The sequence below is a fragment of the Saccharothrix sp. HUAS TT1 genome, assembly GCF_040744945.1.
Lineage (GTDB): Bacteria > Actinomycetota > Actinomycetes > Mycobacteriales > Pseudonocardiaceae > Actinosynnema.
On the sequence record NZ_CP160453.1, the window covers coordinates 6,154,300 to 6,177,387 of the forward strand.

General features: G+C 72.8%; 18 protein-coding genes. 6 read left to right on the forward strand and 12 right to left on the reverse strand.

Going from position 1 to position 23,088, the window contains the following annotated elements; genetic code table 11:
* Positions 1-6: 6 nt before the first annotated feature.
* A complete protein-coding gene (locus AB0F89_RS27700; RefSeq protein WP_367128546.1) occupies positions 7-288 on the reverse strand; it encodes a DUF3040 domain-containing protein in 282 nt (93 codons plus the stop codon).
* Positions 289-816: 528 nt separating this feature from the next.
* Here AB0F89_RS27700 and AB0F89_RS27705 point away from each other — a divergent pair.
* Positions 817-1,170 (forward strand): anion permease, encoded by a 354-nt coding sequence (locus AB0F89_RS27705; protein ID WP_367128547.1) that lies wholly within the window; start codon positions 817-819, stop codon positions 1,168-1,170.
* Between the two features lie 49 nt (positions 1,171-1,219).
* On the opposite strand, the gene AB0F89_RS27710 is transcribed toward AB0F89_RS27705, so the two are convergent.
* Genes AB0F89_RS27710 through AB0F89_RS27735 form a run of 6 tightly spaced genes read right to left on the reverse strand, consistent with a single transcriptional unit; the run spans position 1,220 to position 10,529 of the window.
* Positions 1,220-4,039, reverse strand: coding sequence for an AbfB domain-containing protein (locus AB0F89_RS27710; protein ID WP_367128548.1), 2,820 nt, complete (start codon positions 4,037-4,039; stop codon positions 1,220-1,222).
* A 41-nt stretch (positions 4,040-4,080) separates the two neighbouring features.
* Positions 4,081-6,003, reverse strand: a complete 1,923-nt coding sequence (locus AB0F89_RS27715; RefSeq protein ID WP_367128549.1) for a family 43 glycosylhydrolase — start codon at positions 6,001-6,003, stop codon at positions 4,081-4,083.
* Positions 6,004-6,032: 29 nt separating this feature from the next.
* Positions 6,033-7,007, reverse strand: a complete 975-nt coding sequence (locus tag AB0F89_RS27720) for an ABC transporter permease (protein WP_367128550.1) — start codon at positions 7,005-7,007, stop codon at positions 6,033-6,035.
* On the reverse strand, positions 7,004-7,954 hold the full coding sequence (locus tag AB0F89_RS27725; protein WP_367128551.1) for an ABC transporter permease: 951 nt from the start codon (positions 7,952-7,954) through the stop codon (positions 7,004-7,006). The genes AB0F89_RS27720 and AB0F89_RS27725 overlap by 4 nt, the downstream gene beginning before the upstream one ends.
* The gene (locus tag AB0F89_RS27730) at positions 7,951-9,471 is read right to left on the reverse strand and encodes a sugar ABC transporter ATP-binding protein (RefSeq protein WP_367128552.1); all 1,521 of its coding nucleotides are present in this window, start codon (positions 9,469-9,471) and stop codon (positions 7,951-7,953) included. Before AB0F89_RS27730 ends, AB0F89_RS27725 begins: the two co-directional genes overlap by 4 nt.
* The gene (locus tag AB0F89_RS27735; RefSeq protein WP_367128553.1) at positions 9,471-10,529 is read right to left on the reverse strand and encodes an ABC transporter substrate-binding protein; all 1,059 of its coding nucleotides are present in this window, start codon (positions 10,527-10,529) and stop codon (positions 9,471-9,473) included. Before AB0F89_RS27735 ends, AB0F89_RS27730 begins: the two co-directional genes overlap by 1 nt.
* 140 nt (positions 10,530-10,669) lie before the next feature.
* Between AB0F89_RS27735 and AB0F89_RS27740 the strand changes: the two genes are divergently transcribed.
* From AB0F89_RS27740 to AB0F89_RS27750, 3 genes are all read left to right on the forward strand, one after another.
* Complete coding sequence (locus tag AB0F89_RS27740) at positions 10,670-11,665, forward strand: LacI family DNA-binding transcriptional regulator (RefSeq protein ID WP_367128554.1); 996 nt, start codon at positions 10,670-10,672, stop codon at positions 11,663-11,665.
* Between the two features lie 205 nt (positions 11,666-11,870).
* Complete coding sequence (locus AB0F89_RS27745) at positions 11,871-15,251, forward strand: P-loop NTPase fold protein (protein WP_367128555.1); 3,381 nt, start codon at positions 11,871-11,873, stop codon at positions 15,249-15,251.
* Positions 15,252-15,324: 73 nt separating this feature from the next.
* Positions 15,325-16,068 carry an NUDIX hydrolase gene (locus AB0F89_RS27750; protein ID WP_367128556.1) on the forward strand — a complete coding sequence of 248 codons (744 nt, stop codon included), beginning with the start codon at positions 15,325-15,327 and terminating at the stop codon, positions 16,066-16,068.
* Between the two features lie 4 nt (positions 16,069-16,072).
* On the opposite strand, the gene AB0F89_RS27755 is transcribed toward AB0F89_RS27750, so the two are convergent.
* Positions 16,073-16,921 (reverse strand): ABC transporter permease, encoded by an 849-nt coding sequence (locus AB0F89_RS27755; RefSeq protein ID WP_367128557.1) that lies wholly within the window; start codon positions 16,919-16,921, stop codon positions 16,073-16,075.
* Complete coding sequence (locus AB0F89_RS27760; RefSeq protein ID WP_367128558.1) at positions 16,918-17,814, reverse strand: ABC transporter ATP-binding protein; 897 nt, start codon at positions 17,812-17,814, stop codon at positions 16,918-16,920. Before AB0F89_RS27760 ends, AB0F89_RS27755 begins: the two co-directional genes overlap by 4 nt.
* 196 nt (positions 17,815-18,010) lie before the next feature.
* Here AB0F89_RS27760 and AB0F89_RS27765 point away from each other — a divergent pair, with 196 nt between their 5' ends.
* Positions 18,011-18,835 carry a helix-turn-helix domain-containing protein gene (locus tag AB0F89_RS27765; RefSeq protein ID WP_367128559.1) on the forward strand — a complete coding sequence of 275 codons (825 nt, stop codon included), beginning with the start codon at positions 18,011-18,013 and terminating at the stop codon, positions 18,833-18,835.
* A 22-nt stretch (positions 18,836-18,857) separates the two neighbouring features.
* Here AB0F89_RS27765 and AB0F89_RS27770 read toward each other — a convergent pair whose 3' ends face one another.
* Positions 18,858-19,571 carry a hypothetical protein gene (locus AB0F89_RS27770; RefSeq protein ID WP_367128560.1) on the reverse strand — a complete coding sequence of 238 codons (714 nt, stop codon included), beginning with the start codon at positions 19,569-19,571 and terminating at the stop codon, positions 18,858-18,860.
* 118 nt (positions 19,572-19,689) lie between these two features.
* Here AB0F89_RS27770 and AB0F89_RS27775 point away from each other — a divergent pair, with 118 nt between their 5' ends.
* Positions 19,690-20,322, forward strand: coding sequence for a hypothetical protein (locus AB0F89_RS27775; RefSeq protein WP_367128561.1), 633 nt, complete (start codon positions 19,690-19,692; stop codon positions 20,320-20,322).
* Positions 20,323-20,325: 3 nt separating this feature from the next.
* Here the strand turns inward: AB0F89_RS27775 and AB0F89_RS27780 are convergent, their stop codons facing one another.
* On the reverse strand, positions 20,326-21,768 hold the full coding sequence (locus AB0F89_RS27780; protein WP_367128562.1) for a flavin monoamine oxidase family protein: 1,443 nt from the start codon (positions 21,766-21,768) through the stop codon (positions 20,326-20,328).
* A 279-nt stretch (positions 21,769-22,047) separates the two neighbouring features.
* Complete coding sequence (locus AB0F89_RS27785) at positions 22,048-23,052, reverse strand: carbohydrate-binding protein (protein WP_367128563.1); 1,005 nt, start codon at positions 23,050-23,052, stop codon at positions 22,048-22,050.
* Positions 23,053-23,088 lie beyond the last annotated feature (36 nt).

The following is a 23,088-nucleotide window of genomic DNA, read 5'->3' on the forward strand; positions in this document are numbered from 1 at the left end:
CCGCCCTCACCCGTCGTGCGCGCCCCCGCCCAACGTCTGCCACACCGCCACCACCGAGCCGCCGAACGCGCACCCGGTGCCCAGCACCACCAGCGCCGACACGCCCAGCAGCCAGCCGAGCAGCAGCAGGGCGAGGCCGGTGACGGCCAGCGCCATCCACTGCCACACCGGTCGCCGCACCGGTGACAGCGTGCTCAGCGCCACGGCCAGCGCCGGGTCGGTGGCGGTCAGCTCGCGCTCGATCTCGTCCAGGAGTCGCTGCTCGTCGTGGCCCGCTGCCGCTCCCATGCTCGGACACCTCCCGTGCGCCGTCGTGTCACCGGGACCGCACGGCGTCCGCCGCGTTCCGGTCGTCCGGCTCCGGGTTCCCGCCGGCCGCGGTCGGGAACCTCCTCCGAACACCGCGGGGAGCCGCGTTCGGGTGATGCCGCCGGGGACACGCCGGCCGCCTGGGTCGAGGTCGACGAGCTGGAGAACGAGGCCGACCAGGTCTACCGGCGGCTGCTCTCCGAGCTGTTCAACGGCCGGCGCGACGCCCTTGAGGTGATGAAGCTCAAGGACGTCGTGCACTCGATCGCGGTGAAGGAATCCTCATGCTCACCGCCGGGCTGGTGCTCGCCCTCGCCTTCGACTTCACCAACGGCTTCCACGACGCGGCCAACCCCATCGCCGGCGCGGTGTCCACGCGTGCGCTCACGCTGCGCGCCGCGCTGGCCGGGGCCGTGCTGGCCTCGGTCACCACGGTGCACTGGGCGGGCGTGCTGGAGAAGGTCGTCCTGCCGATGGTGATCTCGCCGGTCGTCGGCCTGCTGCTCCGTGCCGTTCCGGGTGATCGTGGCCTGCGCGCCGGCGCTGGCGGCGGGCACCTGCTCGGGCGGGCTGCGGTTCATGCGCACGCTGGGCAGGCGGATCTTCCACCCGACCCCGCCGCACGGCTTCGCCGCCGAGCTGTCCGCGTCCTCGGTGCTGCACCTGACCGTGTTCGCGTTCCACGCGCCGATCTTCACCACGCACGTGATCACGTCGGCCGTGATGGGCGTCGGCGCGACCACCCGCCGCTCCGCGGTGCGCTGGTCGGTGGCCGCCGACATCGCCAAGGGCTGGGTGCTGACCCTGCCCGGCTCGGCCGCCGTCGCCGCCGCCACCTGCGGCGTGGTGGCGCTGCTCTGAGGGAAGACCGGCCGTGGTGGCGTGCTGCCCACCACGGCCGGTCACCCGATTACGGCGCCCAGGGCGCGGCCAGCGCCCAACTGCTGTCGGCGGTGAGGGTCTGCGGCCGGTTGAAGCCCGCATCACCGCCCGACGAGATGAAGACCTGCGACTCGTAGTGCCGCAGGAACCACCCCGGCTGGTTGATCGACTCGAACGTCACGCCGGCGCCGCCGACACCCGGCCGCGCGCAGAACGTGGCATCGGCCCGGAACAGCGCCGAGCCGTCGTCGGGCGAGTTGCGCACCCGGCTGTCGGCGTGCCGCAGGAACTGGCCCGGGAAGTTGACCGACTCGAACGAGTAGCAGGACGAGTCGGCCAGACCGCGCCGGACCGTGTAGGTGGCGTCGGCCTTGAGCAACGCGCTGCTGCCGCTGCTCACCACTTCCGTGTAGGCCAGGCTGCCGGCGTGCCGCAGGTACTTGTCGGTGTGGCCCCACGTCGTGACCCGCAACGACTGGCGCACGTTCGTGGCCAGCAGCACGGAGCTGCGCCACAGCGCCGGGTCGGCCGCGTTCCAGGTGGCGTCGGCGGCGAAGCCGGTCGCCGAGTCCCAGGGGTTCGGTCCGCCGCTGCGGGCCAGGTAGGCGTTCTCGGCGTAGTGGCGCAGGTAGGCGCCCGGGAAGTTCAGCGACTCGAACGACGTGCCGCCCGCCGCCAGGCCCGGCCGCGCGCACCAGGTGGCGTCCGCGGCGAACGAGCCGCCGGTGTTCGCGTCCAGCCGCACCCGGCTGTCGGCGTGCCGCAGGTAGCGGCCCGGCTGGTTGACCGACTCGAACGAGTGGCAGCGCGCGTCGGCCAGCCCGGTGACGGTCCGGAACGACGCGTCCTGCCGGGCGCCGTCCGCGCTCCCGGCGCCGATCACGTCGGTGCGGCCGGCGGAGTTGGCGTGCCGCAGGTACCGGTCGGTGTAGCCGGGCGTGGTCACCCGGAACGACCGGACGTGCCCGGGGGTGAGGCGCACCGGCGAGTTCAGGTTGCGCGAGGCGTTGATCAGCCCGGCGTGCGCGGCGCGGACCTGGTTGGTGTCCACCTTCTGCACGCGCCGGTCGTAGGTGAACAGGCCGTTGTACTCGCCCTCGACGTCGGTGATCTCCGTGTAGATGTACGCGGAGACGCCCTTGGTGGTCATCAACTGCTGCACGTCGCGGACCATGCCGGTGTAGCGGTCGTTGAGCTGCGCGGTGCTGAAGACCTGCTCGTAGGCGAAGAACTGGCCGTTGGGGCTGTACTCGTGACCGGGGTTGCGCAGCCCGATCCCGCCGAACTCGCCCAGCACGGAGAACCGCGACGCCGAGGGCCGCGGCGCGTCGGGCCCGGTGTAGACGTGCCAGTCGATCATGTCGCCGGTCCCGGGGTCGCCCTTGGAGGCGCAGCAGTTGTAGCCGCTGTGCGCGTTCATCAACCGGGTCGGGTCGTGGTTCTCCAGGCTCGTGGTGACGCGCTGGGTCTCGGCGAGGTTCCACTCGCCCCAGCCCTCGTTGAACGGCACGTAGGCGATCACGGCCGGGGAGAACCGGTGCTCGTCGACGATCTCGCGGGCCTCGGTCTCGAACTGGGCGATCTGCGCCGGCGTCCGGTTGGCGTCGAACGCCTGCGTGGACGGGACGTCCTGCCACACCAGCAGGCCGAGCCGGTCGGCGTGGTAGTACCAGCGGGCCGGTTCCACCTTGATGTGCTTGCGGACCATGTTGAAGCCGAGGTCCTTGTGCTTCTGCAGGTCGAACGCCAGCGCCGCGTCGGTCGGCGCGGTGTAGAGGCCGTCCGGCCAGAAGCCCTGGTCCAGCGTGCCGACCTGGAACACGAACTCGCCGTTCAGGGTCGGCCGCAGGACGCCGTCGACCACCTTCTTGCCCACCTCGCGCATGCCGAAGTAGTTCACCACCTGGTCGACGGCGCCGCCGGAGGCGTTGCGCAGCGACACGCGCAGGTTGTACAGGTACGGGTCGTCGGGCGACCACCGCCGGGCGTTGGGCACCGGCACCGAGAACTCGGTGAACCCGCCGCTGGCGCTGCCCACGACGGTGGAGCCGGCCATCGCCTCGGCCAGCACGGTGTGGCCGGTGACGTCGCCGCGGGTGAAGACCCGGACCCGGGCGGTGTTGTTCGCCAGGTTCGGGTGGACGTCCACGGAGTAGATCGAGGACGCCGCCGTCGGCTCCAGCCAGACGGTCTGCCAGATGCCCGACGACGGCGTGTAGAAGATGCCGCTCGCGTTGTTGGTCTGCTTGCCGATCGGCTGCTTCTCGCCCCGGCCGTCGGTCGGGTCGTACACGCGCACCACGATCTCGTTCGTGCCGCCGTTGAGCTGCGGCGTGATGTCGACCTCGAACCGGTCGTAGCCACCCTTGTGCGTGGTGACCTGGGCGCCGTTGACCCAGACCGTGGCCTCGTAGTCGACCGCGCCGAAGTGCAGCTGCACGCGCCGCCCGGCCCAGGACTGCGGGACGGTGAACGTGCGGCGGTAGAACATCAGGTCGCGGTTGTCGTTGCGCATGATGCCGGACAGCGCCGACTCGATCGGGTAAGGCACCAGGACGCGCTCGGGCAGGGTCTGGCCGAGCGGCGGCGCCGCGTACCGGTTGACGTTGCCCGCGCCGTCGGTGGCGGGGTTGAGGAACTGCCACTCGCCGTTGAGCGACTGCCAGTCCGGACGGGTCATCTGCGGGCGGGGGTACTCCGGCAGGGGGTTGGTGGTGGACACCTGGCCGGTCCACGGCGTGGACAGCGGCGGCGTCTTCGGCACGACGGCGGCCGAGGCGGGCGCGACGGCGGCGAGACCGCCGAGCACGGCCAGCACGGCCGCCACGGGGGCGACGAATCGGTGCATCGGACTCCTTCGGGAGGGAGGGGAGGTCGGGCGGCGGAGGGTCAGCCGAACACCCGGAGCTCGTAGACGCGCGCGGCGGCGTCGGCCCCGTTCGTGGCGGTGGTCACGTCCAGTCGCGCGTACCGGCCGGACACGCCGGTGACCGGGTGCGCGCTGGTGGCCGCGGTGTTGTCGGCGACCTGGACGACCCGCCGCCAGGTCACGCCGTCGTCCGACACCGACAGGGTGAACGCCCTGGTGTTGAACGCGGCCTGCTCGCCACCCGCTTGGGCGTGGGCGACCTCGAACCGGCTGATCGACCTGGTCGCGCCGAGGTCGACGCGCAGCCACGGACCGGCCGCGCTGGAGCAGAACTTGTCGGAGTTGCCGCCGTTCACCGTGCCGTTGACCGCCTTCTCGGGGCCCTCGGTCGGCGAGCAGGGCGTCGAGCCGGTGGCAGGCCGCCCCTGCGCCAGGTTGGTCCCGCCCGCGGTGGCCGGTTGGACGGACAGGTCGTCGAACGCCGCGGCGGCGTTGTACACCCGCACGCCGTTCGCGCCGCTGCTGTGGGCGGCGTCGGTGACGCTGATCCTGGGCGTGGCCATGTCGTCCACGAACACCTTGATCGACGTGCCCACGGCGGTGACCCGCATCCGGTGCGCGACGCCAGGGGTGACGGTCAGCGGCGCGGAGCCCAGCTGGGTCCAGGAGTTGTCCGCCCGGCCGAGGACCACCCGCCCGGCGGGGCTGATGCCCGCGTAGTAGCCGGCGTAGCTGTCGGCGCCGACCGCCGGCCTGGTGGCGCGGAAGACCAGGCCCGCGTCACCGCCGCCGGACGTGACCGTGACGGCGGTGTCCTGGGTGAAGTCGGCGAAGTTGGTGTCCAGCAGCGCCTTGCCGCCGGCCGACGAGCCCGTGCGGTACTGCCCGCCGGTGGCCGTCCACGTGCCGCCGTAGGTCTTCCAGCCCAGGGCGTTGTCGTCGGAGAAGTCGTCCTGGACCCGCATGGCGACCCGGCGGATCGTGCCGTCGGCGTTGAAGTGCATGCGGTCGTAGGCGAGCTGGCGGTGGTTGCCGTCGGTCTCGCTCAGCGGCCGGCGGTGGTAGACGACGTACCAGGTGTCGGTGCCCGGCACGTTGATCACCGAGTTGTGCCCCGAGCCGCGCGCCACCGCCGGGTCCTGCGCGAGCACCTTGTCGAGCTTGGCGAACGGCCCGGTCGGCGAGTCGGAGATCGCGTAGGACACCGAGTAGTCCGGGCCGGTCCAGCCGCCCTCGGACCACATCAGGTAGTACCTGCCGTTCCGCTTGAACATCTGCGGGCCCTCGACGTAGCCCGACGGCGTGATCTCCTTGTAGGTGCTGCCGTCCGGGAACGTGCCGATGCTCGTCATGTCGGCGTTGAGCTTGACCACGTTGGCGTGGCTGTGGCCGCCGTAGTACATGTACGCCTGACCGTCGTCGTCGATGAAGACGTCCTGGTCGATGGGCTGCGCGCCGTTGTGGAACTGCGAGACGAGCGGGCGGCCGATGGCGTCGCGGTACGGGCCCTCGGGCCGGTCGGCGACGGCCACGCCGATGCCGCCGAGCTGCGAGTTGTCCTGGATGTCGTTGGCGGCGAAGTACAGGTAGTACTTGCCGTTGCGGGTGATGGGGGCGGGCGCCCACACCGCGTACTTCGCCCACGAGACGTTCGCCACGGTGAGCACGTTGGGGTGCTTGGTCCAGCGCACCAGGTCGGTGGAGGAGAACGCGTCGAGGTAGGTCTGCTCGGCGTAGGTCTTCGAGGTGGTCGGGAACACCCAGTACCGGTCGCCGTACACCGCGACGTCCGGGTCTGCGTACCACCCGTCGGTGAACGGGTTGCCGGCCACAGCGGTCGGCAGGTCGGGCGCCGCGGCCGCCACCGCGGGGGGTGGCGGCGCGGCGACGAGCAGCCCGGCGAGGACTGCGCCGGTGAACCAGGGCAGGGAAGCGGTCGACATCGGCAGCTCCAGGTTCTGGTAGCAGGGGACTATCTGTCTGGCGCCTTGGCCAGCGAGCGCTGGAGCACGACCACCACCAGCAGGAACGCGCCGCTGACCACGGACTGGTAGTTGCTGTCCAGCGTGCCGATCTGGTTGATCACGTTCTGGATCACGGTCCGCAGCGCCACGCCGATGACCGTGCCCAGCACGGTGCCGAGGCCGCCGGTCAGCAGGGTGCCGCCGATGACGACCGCGGCGATGGCGTCCAGCTCCAGGCCGACGCCGATGACGGTCACCCCCGACTGGAGGTAGGCCGCCGTCATCGCGCCCGCGAGGCCGGACAGCAAGCCCGACATCACATACACGAGGACCTTGGTCCGGGCCACCGGCAGGCCCATCAGCAGCGCGGAGTGCTCCGCGCCGCCGACCGCGAACACCGACTGGCCGAACGCGGTGCGGCGCAGCAGCACGCCGCCCGCGACGGCCAGGGCCAGCGCGACGAACACCGGGTAGCCGAAGCCGAACAGCGTGCCCCGGCCCAGTTCGAGGAACGCCGAGCCGTCGGCGATCCGGTAGGTGGTGGCGCCCTCGGAGGTGATCGCCAGCAGCAGGCCCCGGGCGAACAGCAGGGTGGCCAGGGTGACGATGAACGGCGCCATCCCGGTCCGCGCCACCAGCACCCCGTTGAGCAGGCCGATCAGCCCGCACACCACCAGCGGCAGCAGCAGGGCGGCGAGGAAGCCCCACTGCGACCCGTACGCGGCCAGCACGCCGCCCAGCGCGTAGACCGAGCCCACCGACAGGTCGATGCCGCCGGTGATGATGACGAACGTCATCCCGAGGGCCACGACCGCCAGGAACGAGCTCTGCAACGCGATGTCGCGCACGTTGTCGAGGCTGCCGAACCGGGGGAACGACAGCCACGCCACGACCACCATCAGCACCAGCGCCACGGTGGCGCCCTGCCGCTGCAGCACGCTCACCCAGGACGCCCGGCGCGCCTTCGCGTCCACGACGGTCATCGGCTGCTCCGCTCACGGGCCAGGTAGACCGCGCCGACGATGATGGCGGCCTGCGCCATCTGCGCGGTCGAGTAGGGCAGGTCGTGCTTGATCAGCGTGGCCGCGACCAGCTGCATGAGCAGCGCGCCCATGACGGTGCCGAGCACCCGGACCCGGCCGCCGGTCAACGGCGTGCCGCCGACCACCACGGCGGTGATGGCGGACAGCTCCACCAGCATGCCGATGTCGGCCGGGTCCGACGCCGACAGGCGTGCGGTGGACAGCACGCCCGCCACCGCGGCCAGGACGCCGCAGATCACGTACACGCCGATCAGCACCCGCCGCACCGGCAGGCCGGCCAGCGCGGACGCCGCCCGGTTGCCGCCGATCGCGACCAGCTGCCTGCCGAACGTGGTCCGCCCCACCAGCAGGGCCACGAGCACCGCGAACACCCCGGCGGCGAGCACGCTGACCGGGACGCCGAGCACGTCGCCGCTGCCCAGCCACAGGAACGCCGGGTCGTGCAGCTGGGTGAGCTGCCCGTCGGCGATCACCAGGGCCAGGCCCCGGCCGCCGACCAGCAGCGCCAGGGTCGCCACGATCGGCTGGACGCCGAGGTTCGCGACGAGCACGCCGTTGAACGCGCCCGCGACGAGCCCCGCCGCCAGGGCGACGGCCACGGCGGGCAGCGGGCCGTAGCCGAGGTAGAGCGGGATGACGGCGGCGGACAGCGCCATCACCGCGCCGACCGACAGGTCCACCCCCTCGGTGCCGATGACGAGCGCCATGCCGAGCGCCACGACGCACACCGGCGCGGCCTGCACGAGCTGGGTGCGGAAGTTGCCGATGGACAGGAAGTTCGCCGTGAACGCGATGTTGAACAGCAGCAGCGCCGCTACGGCCGCGTAGACGCCGTACTCCTGCAGCCACCGCGCGGTGCGGTGGCGGTCGAGCGCGAGCGCGGTCACGACTCCCCCGTCCCGGTGTCGCCGGCGGCGATCGCCGCGAGCACGTTGTCCTGGGTCACCTGGTCGCCGACCAGCTCACCCGCGACCGCGCCGTCCTTGAGCACCACGATCCGGTCCGCGCCGTCCAGCAGCTCCTCCAGTTCCGACGAGATCAGCAGCACCGCGAGCCCCTCACCGGCCAGCTCGTCGATCAGCGCCTGCACCTCGGCCTTCGCGCCCACGTCGATGCCGCGGGTCGGCTCGTCCAGCAGCAGCACCTCCGGCTGCGTGCACAGCCACCGGGCCAGCAGCACCTTCTGCTGGTTGCCGCCGGACAGCTCGGCGACCTTCTGCTCCGGGCTGGACACCTTGATCCGCAGCCGCCGGACGAACGCCTCCACGATCCGGTCCTGCTTCGCGCGGCTGACCACGCCGAAGCGGGACAGCCGCGGCAGGGCGGCGAGCACGATGTTCTCCCGCACCGACAGGGTGGGGACGATGCCGTCGGCCTTGCGGTCCTCGGCGAGCATGGCGATCCCGGCCCGCATCGCGCCCGGCACGCCGGAGCCGACCGCCCTGCCGCCGACCAGGACGTCGCCGGAGTCCAGCGGCAGCGCGCCGATGACGGCCCGCGCGGTCTCCGAGCGGCCGGAGCCGAGCAGCCCGGCCAGGCCGACGACCTCGCCGGGCCGGATCGACACCGACACGTCGCGCAGCCGTCGACCGCTGGTCAGGCCCCTGGCCTGGAGCACCGGCTCGCGGCCCGCGTGGTGGTCCTCGCCGAACGCGGTCACGCCGTGCTCGCGGATGTCGCCGACCGCGCGGCCGAGCATCATGGACACCAGTTCCAGCCGCGACAGGTCGGCCAGCGGCCCGGTGTGCACGCGACGGCCGTCGCGCAGCACGGTGACCCGGTCGCAGATCCGGTACAGCTCGTCCATCCGGTGGCTGACGTAGACGATCGCGGTACCGCGCTCGTGCAGCCGCCGGACGACCGAGAACAGCGTCTCGACCTCGCGCGGCTCCAACGACGACGTCGGCTCGTCCATGATCACCACGTCGACGTCGTCCGCCGCCGCGACCGCCCGCGCCAGCGCGACCATCTGCTGCGCGCCGACCGCGAGCGTCCCCAGCGGGCGGCGGACGTCGGTGACGATGCCGTACCCGGCCAGCAGCTCGGCAGCGTCGGCGTTGACCTTCCGCCAGTCGACCAGCCCCCACCGGCGCGGCTCGCGACCCAGGAACAGGTTGCCCGCCACGCTCATCAGCGGCACCAGGTTCACCTCCTGGTAGATCGTGGAGATGCCCGCCCGCCGCGCGTCCGCGGGCTTGGTGAACACCACGGGCTCGCCGCGGTGCAGCAGAACGCCGGAGGTGGGGCGGTGCACGCCCGTCAGCACCTTGATGAGGGTGGACTTGCCGGCGCCGTTCTCGCCGACCAGGGCGTGCACCTCCCCCGGCTCCACCTTGAACGACACCCGGTCCAGGGCGCGGACGCCCACGAACTCCTTGGTGACGTCGGAGACCTCCAGCGCCATCAGTACGCGTTCCCCAGCTTGGCGGTGGCGTTGGACTCGTCGTACTGGTCGTCGGAGATGATGACGTTCTCCGGGATGGCCTTGCCGTCGGCGAAGTCCTGCAACGTCTGGAAGGCCAGCGGGCCGAACCGCGGGTTGGACTCGATCACCGCGTTGTAGGCGCCGTCGGCGACGAGCTGCACGGCGTTGCGCGTGCCGTCGACCGACACGACCTTGACGTCCTCGCCGGGGGTCTTGCCCGCGGCGCGCAGCGCGGTGACCGCGCCGATGCCCATCTCGTCGTTCTCCGCGTACACGGCGGTGATGTCCGGGTTGGACTGGATCAGCTGCTCCATCACGGTCTGGCCCTTGGAGCGGTCGAACTCGCCGGTCTGCTCGGCGACCACGGTCAGGCCCGCGGGCAGGTTGTCCTTGAAGCCCTTGGTGCGGTCGACGGTGACGTTGTTGCCCGACGAGCCGAGCAGGATCGCCACCTTGCCGGTCCCGCCGGTCGCCTTCGCCATCGCCTCGGCGGCGCGCTTGCCCTGGTCGACGAAGTCGGAGCCGATGAACGTGAGGTAGTCCTCGCAGGGCTTGGAGTTGACCTTGCGGTCGACCGTGACGACCGGGACCTGCTTGGCCTTGGCGGCGTCGAGCGCGGGCTGGAGGCCGTCGGAGTTCAGCGGTGCGACGACCAGCAGCTGCGCGCCCCGGTCCAGCAGCGACTTGATGTCGCTGATCTGCTTGTTCAGGTCGCTCTGCGCGTTGGTGACCAGCAGCTTGTCCTCGGGGACGCCGAGCTTCGCGGCCTCGTCCCGGATGGACCGGGTCTCGGCGATGCGGAACGGGTTGGCTTCCTTCTCCGACTGGGAGAACCCGATGACGGCGTCCTTGACGTCGACCCGCGGGTAGCCGGTCCGCTCCCGGGAGCACCCCGTTCCGGACGACTGGGTGGCGGCGGCCGACGCGGCGGGGCCGGCGCTGCCGCTGGGGGCGTTCTGGCCCTCGCGGGCGGTGCAGGCGGTCATCAGGAGGGTCACCGCCGCCAGGGCGGCGCCGGCGCGGACGAGCTGCGACATGGGGTTGCTCCATCATCCGGGTGTTCGTGACTCACGTCACGGAAAGCTTTTTACATCGTTGATACAACGTTGTAAAGGCTTGGTCGACGGGGCTAGCATCCCGCTGGGTCGGCAGGCCCGGCACCGAATGGAGGCAGTGGTTGGCCACGCTGAAGGACGTCGCCGCCCTCGCGGGCGTGTCGGTGAAGACGGTGTCGAACGTGGTCAACGGCCATGCCTTCGTCAAGGCCGAGAACCGACGCCGCGTCGAGGAGGCCCTGATCGCCACCGGCTACCGGCCCAACCTCGGCGCGCGGAACCTGCGTCGCGGGCGCACCGGTTTCCTCGCCCTGGTCCTGCCCGAGCTGGGCATCCCCTACTTCGCCGAGCTGGCCGGGCTGGTGCTGCGGGCCGCCCAGGAGCACGAGTGGAACGTGCTGATCGAGCAGACGCTCGGCACCCGCCAGGGCGAGCGCGCGACCCTGGCGTCGCTGGGCGCGCACCTGATCGACGGCGCGATCGTCAGCCCGGAGGCGTTGCTGGAGGGCGACTTCGCCGCGCTCGCGCCCGGCATACCCGTGGTGATGCTCGGCGAGCACACCGTGGACCTGCCCATCGACCGGGTCGGCATCGACAACGTCCGCGCGGCCGAGGAGGCGGTGCGCCACCTGGTGGGGCTCGGGCGCACCCGGATCGCGGCGATCGGCGCGCACCCGTACCGGGACACGGCGGCGCAACGCCTGCGCGGCTACCGGTCGGCGCTGGCCGCGGCCGGGTTGCCGGTGCGGGACGAACTGGTGGCGACCGCCCTGAACTACCACCGCGGCGACGGCGCGACGGCCATGGCGCGGCTGCTGGCGCTGCCCGAACCGCCGGACGCGGTGTTCTGCTTCAACGACCTGCTGGCCGTCGGCGCGCTGCGGACGGCGGCCGAGCACGGGCGGCGGGTGCCGGAGGACGTGGCCGTGGTCGGGTTCGACAACAACGAGGAAGGCGCCTTCGGACGTCCGTCGCTGACCACCGTCGCGCCCGACAAGGTCGCCATCGCCGAGGCCGCCGTCGACCTGCTGCGCAAGCGGGTGGAGGACACCGCCCTGACGCCGGAGGAGGTGCGGACGCCGTTCCGGCTGGTGGTCCGGGAGAGCACCGGCGGCTGAACCGCCGCGGGCGCCGTCCTCGGCGCCGCCGCCTCGCCGTCACGTCCCACGCTGGTCGCGCACGGCGCCGGCCCCGCCGCCGCACGCGAGGACGGCGCGATTCGACCTCGGCCGACACCCGCGCCAAGATCGCTGTCGTGCCCTGTGGCGTTCCGGCTCGCCGGTGCGATCAGGGCGGTGACGTCGTGATCACGCGAGGCGGGCGATGGCGAGAACGATCTTCATCAGCTACGCGTCCCCCAGCCGGGACGCGGTGCTGGTGCTGGACGCGTGGCTGCGCGACCGCGGCGTCATCACCCGGTGGTGGCGGGGGACGTCCTACCCGGACGAGTGGTCGTCCGACGAAGCCGAGGACGCCATCTCCACCGCCGACGCGTTCATCGTCATGATGTCGCCGGATTACACCGTCGAGGACAGGTGCCGGCGGGAACTGGGGTTCGCCGAGGACCACGCGGCGCGGGAGGACAGCTTCAAGATCGTCGTCCTCGTCCCGGAGGGAACCTCCCGCCGCCCGTCCTTCATCCGGTACCCGCACGTCAGGTACACCGAGCCGTTCACCTCCGGCTCGGTGCCCGACGTGCTCGGCGCGCTGGACGACGAGGCGCGGCCGGGGCTGGAACCGCGCCCGGCGCCGTTCGTCGGCCGGGCGGAGGACTTCCGGGAGCTGGAGCGGTGGTGCGAGTCGACCGACCGGCACTCGGGCGCGATGATCTTCGGCGCCCCGGGCTCCGGCAGGACGAGGCTGGCGCGCGAGCTGTGCGCGCGGATGGCGGTGGAGGGCTGGAACGCCGGTTTCAGCACCGACCCGGGGCTGCTCCCGTCGTCGGCGGCCCGGACCTTGGTGGTGGTCGACCACGCCGGGATCGCGCCGGTCGGCCGAGTGGTCGAGGCGCTGGGCGCGTCACCCGGCGGCCGGACGCGACTCCTGCTGCTGGCCGACGACGCCGAACCGGACGCGCTGTGGACGGAGGTGACCCGGGCCGCGCCGGGGCGGTTCGGCGAGCGCCCGCGCGCCACCCTGTCGCTCGACCAGCGGCTGATGCGGCCGGCCGAGTTGAAGGCGCTGGTCGACGGGGTGGTGCTGCCGGCAGTCGTGCTCGACCACACCCGGAACCCGCTGGACCACCTGGTCGCGGCGAGCCTGGTCGGCGCCGAGCCGCAGGTGCGCCTGGTCGCCGACGTCCGGACGTGGCGGTCGGCGTACGCCGACTTCGTCGTCCGGTCGTGGATGAGGCGGCTCAACCACGTCCCCGGCGAGCGGGACGGCGCGGCGCGGGCGCTCCTGGTCGCGACGCTGGTCGGCGTGCCGCCGAGCGGGCTGGGCGCGCTCGCCGCCGACCTCGGCTTCCCCCGGCTCGTGCCGGACGAGCTGCCGGACCGGTGGGACGTGCTGCCCGCGCCGGACGGCACAACGTTGTTGGCGCACGAAGCGGTGCTCGCCGCGAGCGTGGCGAGCGACCCGCGGGTGCTGGACGACGCGTTCCACTGGGTGCGGACCCACCCCGACCACCTGGCGGGCTTCCTGCGCCGGCTCGCCGCGGCCACCCTGGCGGACCGCGGCCTCCGACCGCTGGTCGCCCCACGGCTGGCGGACCTGGTCGAGCAGTGGCCGCTGGGCCGCGACGCCGATCGGACCGGGATGGACGACGCGCTGCTGATGTGCGTCGAGGCGGTCGCGGCCGAGGTGGGGCCGTCGGTCGCCGAGCGGTGGCGCGCGGCCGTCGACCGCGACGCCGACACCGGGTCCGCGCTGGACTTCGTCGGCACGGGCGACCAGCGGGCCCGGGTCGACGCGCTGGACCGGGGTCCGTGGATCGACGTGCTGGTCGACCTGCTCGCGCCGTCGCCCGCCGCGGCGGCGCTGGACCGGGACGCGACCGGGCCGTCGGTGATCGCCGTGGACGGGCCGTGGGGCGCGGGCAAGACGTCGTTGATGGGCATGGTCCGGGACCGGCTGGACGCGTTGCCCGGCCCGGAGCGGCCCACCGGCCGGGCGCGGGTGCGCGACTGGTGCCGCAACCGGCGGCTGACCGTGGCGGGCGCGGTCTTCCTGCTGGGGCGCAAGGCCGATCCCGAGCCGGACGTGCCGAGCGGGCGGGCGCCGACCACTCCCGTCACCGTGTGGTTCAACCCGTGGGCGCACCAGTCCAGCGACCAGGTCTGGGCGGGTCTGGCGCGGGCGATCCTCGGCGCGGTGGGCCCGCGGCTGCACCCCGGCGCGAACGCCCGGGCCCGGTACTGGCTGCGGCGCAACGGGAGCCGGCTGGACCGGAGCCCGCTGCGCCGCTCGCTGGTGCGCAGCACCCGGTCGCCGGTGCTGCGGATCGCGTTCGCCGCGCTCTGCGTGCCGATCGCGGCGGTCCTGCTGCGGCTGGACCGGCCGTTCAGCGTCTTCGGCCTGGTCGAGGTGACGAGCGGTGCGCGGGTGGCCGGGTGGTTCGCCGTCGCGCTGGTCGCGTACGCGGTGCTGGACACCCTGTCGCGCTTCCTGTTCGGCCGGGCGGCGAACCACGCGCCCGCCGGGCTGCTGGACGGGCCGGTGCTCAGCGGCACCCTGGCGCGACCCGGGGCGGACGTGACGCTGCGCGACCCGCTGTACCACGCGCGGTCCGGTTACCTCTACCTGTTGCAGCACGACATCCGCCGGTTGCTGGTGGACGCCGCGGACAGCGGCCTCGCGGTGGTGGTGTTCGTCGACGACCTCGACCGCTGCGGTGCCAAGGTGGCCGGCGAGGTGCTGGAGGCGATCAACCTGTTCCTGTCCGAGGCGTTCCCGGCGACGAAGTTCGTCATCGGGCTCGACATGGGCGTGGTGGCGGCGCAGGTCGACCGGGCGATGGAGGACTTCACCGCGGAGCGGGCGCGGCGGCACTCCGACGACCCGTCGCCGGGGTGGACGTTCCTGCGCAAGCTGGTCCAGCTGCCCGTGCTGCTGCCCCGGATCGAGCGGTCCACGATGGACGGCCTGGTCAGCCGGTTCCTCGGGCCGGTCGACGCGGCCGACGTCCCCGTGGTCCGCCCGGCGTCCGCACAACCAGCCGCAGTGCCCTCGATGGCCGTCGCCGCGCCGACCACCGACCCGACACCGGACGCCGTCGTGCCGGCTCCCGGTCAGGGCGAAGGTGTGGCGCCCGACCGCGAGCCGACCGATGTCGCGAAGCTCGAACGGCACCCGCGGGTCCGGCAGTGCCTCCGGCGGCGGCTGGACGCGTTGCCGGAGCTGTCCGCGCGGGAGGCGAAGCGGCTGCTGACCGTGTGGCAGTTCTACGTCCGGGTGCTGGCGCGCGCCGGCGCGCCGGTCGTCGGCGCGGACGAGGTGCGGCAGGCCGGGGCGGTGGTGCTGCTGGCCGAGATCGTGGTGCGCTGGCCCGCGCTGCTGCCGGACCTGTTCGGCTTCGTGGAGGGCGAGCAGGGGCTCGCCCGGCTGTGCGCCGCGGCCCGTGACGACGACGTCGCCTGGGCGCGGGCGACCGCGAAGGCAGGGCTCGACCGGGTGCGGGACGCCGCCGCGGCCAAGTCGTTGCGGGAGCTGCTGCTGGAGGACGACGCGCACCTGCTCGTCGCGCTCGCCCGGAGGCTGTTCTGAGCGGGCCGAGGCGGGTTCGACCGCGACCGTGCGCGTAGCCGTGCGCGTGGTGGTCGCGTGACACGATGGCCCCGTGGCCGTTCCAACCTCCCGCTCACCCGGCGTCGAACTGCTGGACGTGACCGGGCTCCGCCTGGTCGAGGTCGACCAGCCCCCGATCCCCGCCGCGGAGCGGATCGCGATGGACCGGGCCTGGCAGCGGCAGCTCCGGGCCAACCCGGCCCTGTTCGACGGCCCGGTCGTGGTGTGCGCGGGCGTCGAGCCCGACGGGCCCGGCGCCCTGCTCATCAGCTGGGTGCGGACGACCTACCGGTTCTTCGCCCTGCGCCGGGTCCCCGGCGCCACCTCGCTCCTCCCCTCGCTGTTCGTGTGCGTCGTCCAACCCGCCGACGACGGCCGGCTGCTGGTGGGCCGGGCATCGAGGACCGGGGCCGTCCCCGGCCGGTGGCAGCTGCCCGGCGGCTCCGTCGAACCGCCCGCCGAGCGGGAACCGCTGGACCTCGCGGCACTGCGGCGGCACGCCGTCCGGGAGCTCGCCGAGGAGACCGGTGTCACCGCGACGCCGGACGACCTGTCCGGGTGCCTCGTCACGCGGGGGCGGAACGGGAACGTCGGGGTGGTGTTCGTCGCCCCGAGCAGACCCGCCGCCCACCTGCGCGACCGCTTCGCGAGCCTGCCGGCCGACGAAGCCGCCCGGGGCCGCGAACCCGAGTTCGACCGGATCGCCCTGGTCGGCTCCGCGGCCGAGGCGGCGGACCTCGGCCCCGTCCGCGCGGACTACCTGGAACCCGTCGTCCGGCTGACAACCGCGCGGTGATCCCCTACCCGGCCCGCCGGAGGTGCTGCTCCCGACGTCGCGCCACGCTCGACCCGGACTCGCGGCGCGCCATCCGACGCAGCACGACCGGCGCCAGCACGAGACCGAGGACCGCCCACGCGGTCAGCACGCCGGCGGTTTCCAGGTGCCGCCACGACTCGCCGACCTCCACCGCGACCGCGGCGTCCGGCAGCAGGGCCGAGCGCGTGCCGAGACCCAGCCAGTAGACCGGGAAGACCTGCGCCACCCACTGCACCCACACCGGCAGCGACGTGATCGGGTAGAAGATGCCGGAGATCGCGATCAACCCGAGGATCGGCAGCACGAGCAGCCCCTGGGCGCGCGCACTGGCGAACACCGAGCCCAGCACCGCGCCGATCGGCAGCGCCGCGACCAGGCCGAGCGCCAGCACCCACGCCAGGGTCAGCCACGCGTCCCAGGTCCCGGTCACCAGGCCGGGCACCAGGAACGCGCCGGGCACCAGGAAGATCGCCAGGTCAACGACCAGCCCGCCGGTCACGTGCACGACCTTGCCGACCAGGTAGCCGACCATCCCGTTCGGCGTCGCCTTCGCGCGCAGCAGGGTGCCGTCCTCGCGCTCGGCGGTGAGCAGCTGGCTCGTGGTGACCATCGCCATCGCGGCGTTCATGCCCAGGATGCTCGGCAGCGCCAGCGCTCCGGCGGAGAACCCGGACTGCCCGAGGGGCACGTCACGCAGGAAGAACGTGACGACCAGCATCAGCACCGGCCAGAACGCGTGGTTCCACAGGTCCGCGCCGTTGGTCAGCGACTGCCGCAGCTCGATCAGGCCACGCCGCCAGCCCGCGCGCAACGCGGTGGTGGTGGGGTTCACCGGGCCGCTCCTTCCGCCTCGACCCGGCGCACGAGCGACAGGTAGGTGTCCTCCAGGGAGGCCCGGCGGACCTCCAGCTCGGTGATCGCGTCGCCGTGCCGGCGGAACAGGTCGCGGACGAAGCCGGTGGAGTCCCGGACCGACCGCACGTGCCGCTGCCCGGCGTGGGTCCAGCCGACCTCGTCCTCCCCCGCGATCCGCTGCGCCAGCTCGTCTGCCGTGCCGTCGGCGACGACCCGGCCGCCGTCGAGGATGACGATCCGGTCGGCGAGCTTCCCGGCCTCGTCCAGGTCGTGCGTGGTGAGCAGGACCGTGGTCCCGTCCCGCTCGGCGAGCCGGCGCACGAGGTCGTGGAACTCGCGCCGGGCGACCGGGTCGAACCCGGTGGTCGGCTCGTCCAGGAACAGCAGCTCGGGCCGGCCGACGATGCCGACGGCGACGTCCAGCCTGCGCCGCTGCCCACCGGACAGCGCCCTGAGCTTGCGGTCCGCCTGCCCGGTCAGGCCCACGGCGGCCACCAGGTCGTCCGGGTCCCACGGCCGCGGGACCTGCTCGGTGGCGTAGCACGTGTAGTAGGAGCCCAGGTGCGCCAGCAGCTCCCGGACCCGCCACTTGCCGTGGTCCCGCCAGGACTGCAGGACGACGCCGACGCGGGCGCGCCACCGCTCGTCGGCGTGCGCCGGGTCGGCGCCGAGCACCGACACCCGGCCCGCCGACCGCAGCCGGAACCCCTCCAGCACCTCGATGGTCGTGGTCTTGCCCGCGCCGTTCGGGCCGAGCAGGGCCAGGACCTCGCCCCGGCGGGCGTGGAACGTGACGTCGTGCAGGACGTCGACCGCGCCGTAGCGCATGCGCAGGCCCTCGACGTCGAGCACGACTTGCTCGCTCGTCATCGCTCCCCTTCCTCGATCTGATCTTCAGGAGGGGCGAAAGCTACGTTGCGTTTCGCGGACCATCAACCGATTCCACTCCCACGAATGGCATTCCAGCTGGCAAAACGCTTCACATCGTTGCAATGGTCCTGCCGCTGAAAGCAATGATCCCGCCGTCTTCATTGCACTGTGCTGCCGGTGAACGCACACTGGCCGGGTGCCGGGTGGGAGGCTGACCGACGAGGACCGCCGCGACATCGCGGACGGCCTGACCGACGGGCTCGGGTACGCCGAGATCGCCCGGCGGCTGGGCAGGCCGACGTCCACGATCACCCGCGAGGTCGGCCGCAACGGCGGTCCGAGCGACTACCGGGCCGACCGCGCCCACCGGGCCACCCGGCGACGCGCCCGCCGACACCGGACCGGCACGGCGCACGAGCCGCCGGACGCCGTCGGGGCGGACGGCCGCGACCCGGCGGTGGTGCTGGCGTTCGCCGACGAGTTCGCCGGCCTGGTGGAGCGGATGGGCGTGCCGCGGATGGCGGCCCGCGTGCTGGCGAGCCTGGTCACCACCGACTCCGGCGCGCTGACCTCCGCCGAGCTGGTGCGCAGGCTCCGGGTCAGCCCGGCCTCGGTGTCCAAGGCCGTCGGCTACCTCGAAGGGCTCGACTTCCTCCGCCGCGAGCGCGACCCCCGTCGGCGCGAGCGGTACCACGTCGACGACGACATGTGGCTGCGCACGTGGCTGACCAGCGCCCGGACCAACGCGGCGCTGGCGGACGCGGCCCGGCGCGGCGCCGAGGCGCTGGGCCCGGCCACGCCCGCCGGCGCCCGGCTGACCCACATGCGCCGGTTCTTCGACCAGCTCGGCGACGACATGTCCGGCGGGCCGTCCGCGGTGGTGGGCGACGTGGTGGCCGTGCTGGCCGCGCTCGTCCGCGGGGCGGACCGGCGGACCGCGGACCGGCTCGCCGCCGATCTGGGCTGGCCACCGGACCGCGTCGCCACGGCCCTGCGCGACGCGGAGCAGGTGATCCGCTAGCGGCCCCCGCCCGGAGCACCGGTCATTGCGGGACGCACGGCTTGGGGGTCAGGGGCGCGGCGCCGTGACCCCGTGAGAGGTCGAACTGCACCAGCATCGGCGTGTTCGGCTGGACCGGCCCGAAGTCCAGGAGCACGATCCGCGTCCAGCCGCCGTCGGCGTCCACGACCACGGCGGACTCGCTGACGTGCAGGCCGCCCACCGTGCAGGACAGGGTCGGCGTGATGACGGTCAGGTCGGCCACGCCGCTCAGGGCGGTGGTGCTGCCGCCGGCGACCACGGCGCAGCCGCTGCCGATGTTGCTGCCCGCGCACGTCGCCCCGTCCTGGTCGACGGAGATGAACGCCGCGCTGCCGACCGCCATCCGCACCCCTTCGAACACCTCCACGGGGTGGTCGCGCACGCGCAACTCCACCATGCGGGTCTCGACCGTCACCGCCGGCGGCGGCGCGGAGGACGTGGTGGACGGCGTCGCGGAGGGCAGGACGGGAGGAGTCGGGACGTCGCGAACCGTCGGCGTGACCGCCGGATTGGCCTTTCGCGCCGAGTCGCCGGGCACCAGCGCCACCACCGTGATCAGCAGGGGCAGCCACACGGCGACCAGCAGCACCGCCGAGACCTTCCGCACCTGCGCCAGGTGCACCCCGCCGAAGACCACGCCCGCCTGGACCACGGTGTGCACCGGCCCGGTCACCTCGTTCACCACCCGCGCGGGCACGCTCTCCGGCTCGGCCACCGGTCCATGCTACTCAGCGCGAGTGGATCATCACGCAGCGGAACGCGGTTCGCCCGGTCGACCACGTCCTCCGCGGTCGCGCGGCCGAGCGGGACGATCACCTGGCTACCATGGCCGCATGGCCCTGATCCACCGCGCCACGCTCAGCCCCACCAAGCTCGAACTGCTCGCCGGCTGGTTGCCCGGCCGCGACTGGCGCACCGCGTCGACCGGCGAGGTGCGGCGGGTGGCGGGCTACCGCTTCGACGACCCGGCGGGCGAGGTCGGGATCGAGACGATGCTGGTCCGGGTCGGCGACGGGCCCGTGCTCCAGGTGCCGCTCACCTACCGCGGCGCACCCCTGGCCGGGGCCGACGAGTGTCTGATCGGCACCACCGACCACTCGGTGCTGGGCAAGCGGTGGGTCTACGACGCGACCGGCGACCCGGTGTACGCGGCGGCGCTGGCGAGCGCGATCCTCACCGGCAGCGGTCAGGCCGAGGAGTTCGTGCAGTGCGACGACCGGCTCGAACCGCGCGAGCCCACCATGGGCATCGCCGTCGGCGGAACCACCGACGGGACCGGTGACGTGGAGGTCGGCGCGGTCGAGCGCGTGGTCGACGGCGACCCGGCGGTCCTCGTCACGGGCGCCGTCGAGCTGGTCGTCCGCCGCCGCCTCGACACCGGGACCGAGCTGACCGGCGCGCTCCTGACCGGCACGTGGCCCGGCCAGGAGACGCCGGCGCCGCTGGCGTCCGTCACACCGCGCTGAGGCTCAGTCCTTCCAGGGCATCTCGTCGCGCAGTCCCTCGTGGATCGCGAAGGCGTTCTTCACCGCGGCCTTGAGCGCGCCCTCCACCCACCGGCGGTGCCTGCGGTCGCAGGCGTCGTTGGCGAACCAGACCCGGTTCACCGGCCGGATCACGTCCTCGTAGAACGCCTCGCTCATCTCGAACGCGCGGAACAGCGGGCCGATGCCGCAGGCGAACCAGTCCAGCGCCCAGTCCTTGTAGACGCCGAACTCGAACGTGTCCCGCGCCTCCGGGTGGATCTTGACCAGGTCCTCCAAGGCCTGCATGACGCTCTCCTCGCCGGCCAGCGGCGTGTACGGCATGCTGTCCTGCTCCCAGCAGTACGACGCGATCATCACGCCCTTGCGGAACCGGGTGTCCTGGCCGGCGGGCGGGTAGACGATGTTGCGGATCGCCAGGTCGGTCACGGTGAGCCCGTGGGTGATGCCGTACCCGCTCTCCCACCACCGCTCGCTGAACTGCATGAACAACTTGTGCGCGCGGCCGTAGTAGGTGTTGCGGATGGCGTTCCACTTGTCCGGGTCCAGGCCCTCGATCTCCATGTGCCGCAAGCTCGCGAACGGCACCGTCACGATGCACTCGTCCGCCTCGACCGTCTGCGTCCGGCGGCCGGCCCGGAAGTGCACCCGCACCCCGCTGTCGTCCTGGTCGATGCCGTGCACCAGGGCGCCGAGCCGGATGTCGTCCATCAGCATCGGCTCGAACGCCCGCGGCAGCGAGTCCGCGCCCGCCACGATGTAGTTCAGGTGGCCGAACACGTCCTCGTAGTAGTGCGAGAACCACTCGACCAGCGAGAAGTGGTACCGGCCCTCCAGGTTGAACAGCGGGCCGAGCATCCCCAGCGCGCCGTCGCTCAGGCCGCGCTCCTTGAGGTAGCCGAGCAGCGTGTACCGGTCGTAGTCGGTCAGCAGCCGGTGCCAGGCCTTGTCCTCGTCCTCGTGCTCCATGATGTCGACCAGCGGCTGGACGGTGTGCCGCAGCAGGTCGTGCGGCGCCAGGTCCGCCTCGGCGGAGGTCAGGTCGAAGCTGAACTGGTCGGCGGTGAAGTCCCGCCGCCGCACGCCCTTGCCCTGGAGGTACACGAACGTGTCCTCGTCGTACATGGGGAACGGCTTGGTGGCGAGCTGGAACTTCTCGTCGATCAACCACGACACGAGCGGGTGCTGTTGGGGAAACCGCATCGCGCCGAATTCGCCGTACATGTCGCCCGCGAACTCGCGGTGGGTCAGGATTCGCCCGCCCAACCTGTTCTGGCCTTCGAGGATCGTCACCTCGTGGCCGGCTTCCTTCAGCAGCAGCGCCGCGGTCAACCCGGCCATCCCGGCGCCGACCACCACGATCCGCCGCCGCGGCGCGGAGCTGTCGGGCAGACCCTGTTTGAGCAGGTCGAGCACGTCCAACGTCATCGAGACCACCTCACACCCGATCCGGTATCGCGGTCGCACCGCGATTTGCTTGGCAGTGGAGGTGGCCATCCCCGGTACCCGACCGTACTCGGTTGGAAACAGCCGGCCAACGCCCTGATGGGGTGAGAGGAAATCACCGGTCGAGTGGTTATTCCGATGAATTGCGGTTCCGCAGCGCGAGCAAGTCAATCCCGGAGCGCGAACGCGGTGCGGACGACCTGCGCCGCCCGCACCGCGTCGTCGGACCCCGGCGCGGTCACCGCCGCGCCGGGGCTCGGGTCAGTGCGAGACCTGCCAGTGGCTGTTCGCCGTTTGGAGGGTGAACGACAGCCCGTAGCAGCCGAAGTCCGTGCTGGACACGCTGCCCGGCGGGGTCACCGACGAGTTGCCGGTGGTCAGCGCCGTCCAGGTGCCGCTGACCTTGACCTGGAGGTTCGCGGCGTGGAACTGGGTGCCGTAGGTCTCGTCGCAGTAGTAGCCCTCGCCGGTGGCCGAGTTGTACTCGGTGTAGACCTCGAACATGCTCCAGCCGCCGTGCGGGTCGACCAGCTTGCTGGTGTCGGCGCTGGTGAACAGCGCGTCCCAGGTGGAGGTCGTGTAGTTGTACAGGTAGGCGGTCCACGAGTTGGTCACGGCGTTGGTCTGCACGTCCAGCACCTCGTAGGCGGGCAGGCCCTGGAACGACGTGGTGTAGGTGCTCATGAACGTCGAGTCGATCCAGGCCACCGCGGCGAAGCCGGGCGAGGCCGCGCACCAGTCCCACGCGCCGACGCCGTTGCCGCCCTGCCAGTAGAACGTGGTGACCTCGATGCAGGTCTTGCCGCTCGGGACGAGCGTCGGCGCGTACACGATGTCGGGGTTGCCGGACGGGATGCTGATGCCGGGGTTGACGGTGTGGGTCGCCTGCGCGCCGTCGGAGACGACGGTCGGGAACGCGCCCCAGACGGTGTGCAGCGCGCCGCTCCACGGCGGCAGGGGCAGGGCGCCGGCCCGCTGCTCCTGGCCCGCGCGCTGCCGGGCGTGGTCCGCCTTGAACGCCTCGCCCCGCTTGAGCACCTGCTCGCTGATCTTCGTGCCGGCCGCGGCCCTGGCCGCGTCACCGCGCACCGCGGGGACGAGCTTCCCGCTGACCGGGGAATCGGGCGTCGGACGGGCGGCCGGCGCCGGCGCGTCCGCCGCGGCGGCGGCCGTCACGGGCACGACGGGCACGAGCAGCGCCCCGGTGGCCAGCAGCGCGACCGCCGCGCGGCGCAACTTGCGGGTGGCGAGCGAAGATGACGGCAAAGCCGTTCCTTTCGACGGTGGACATCGGCGCAGCGC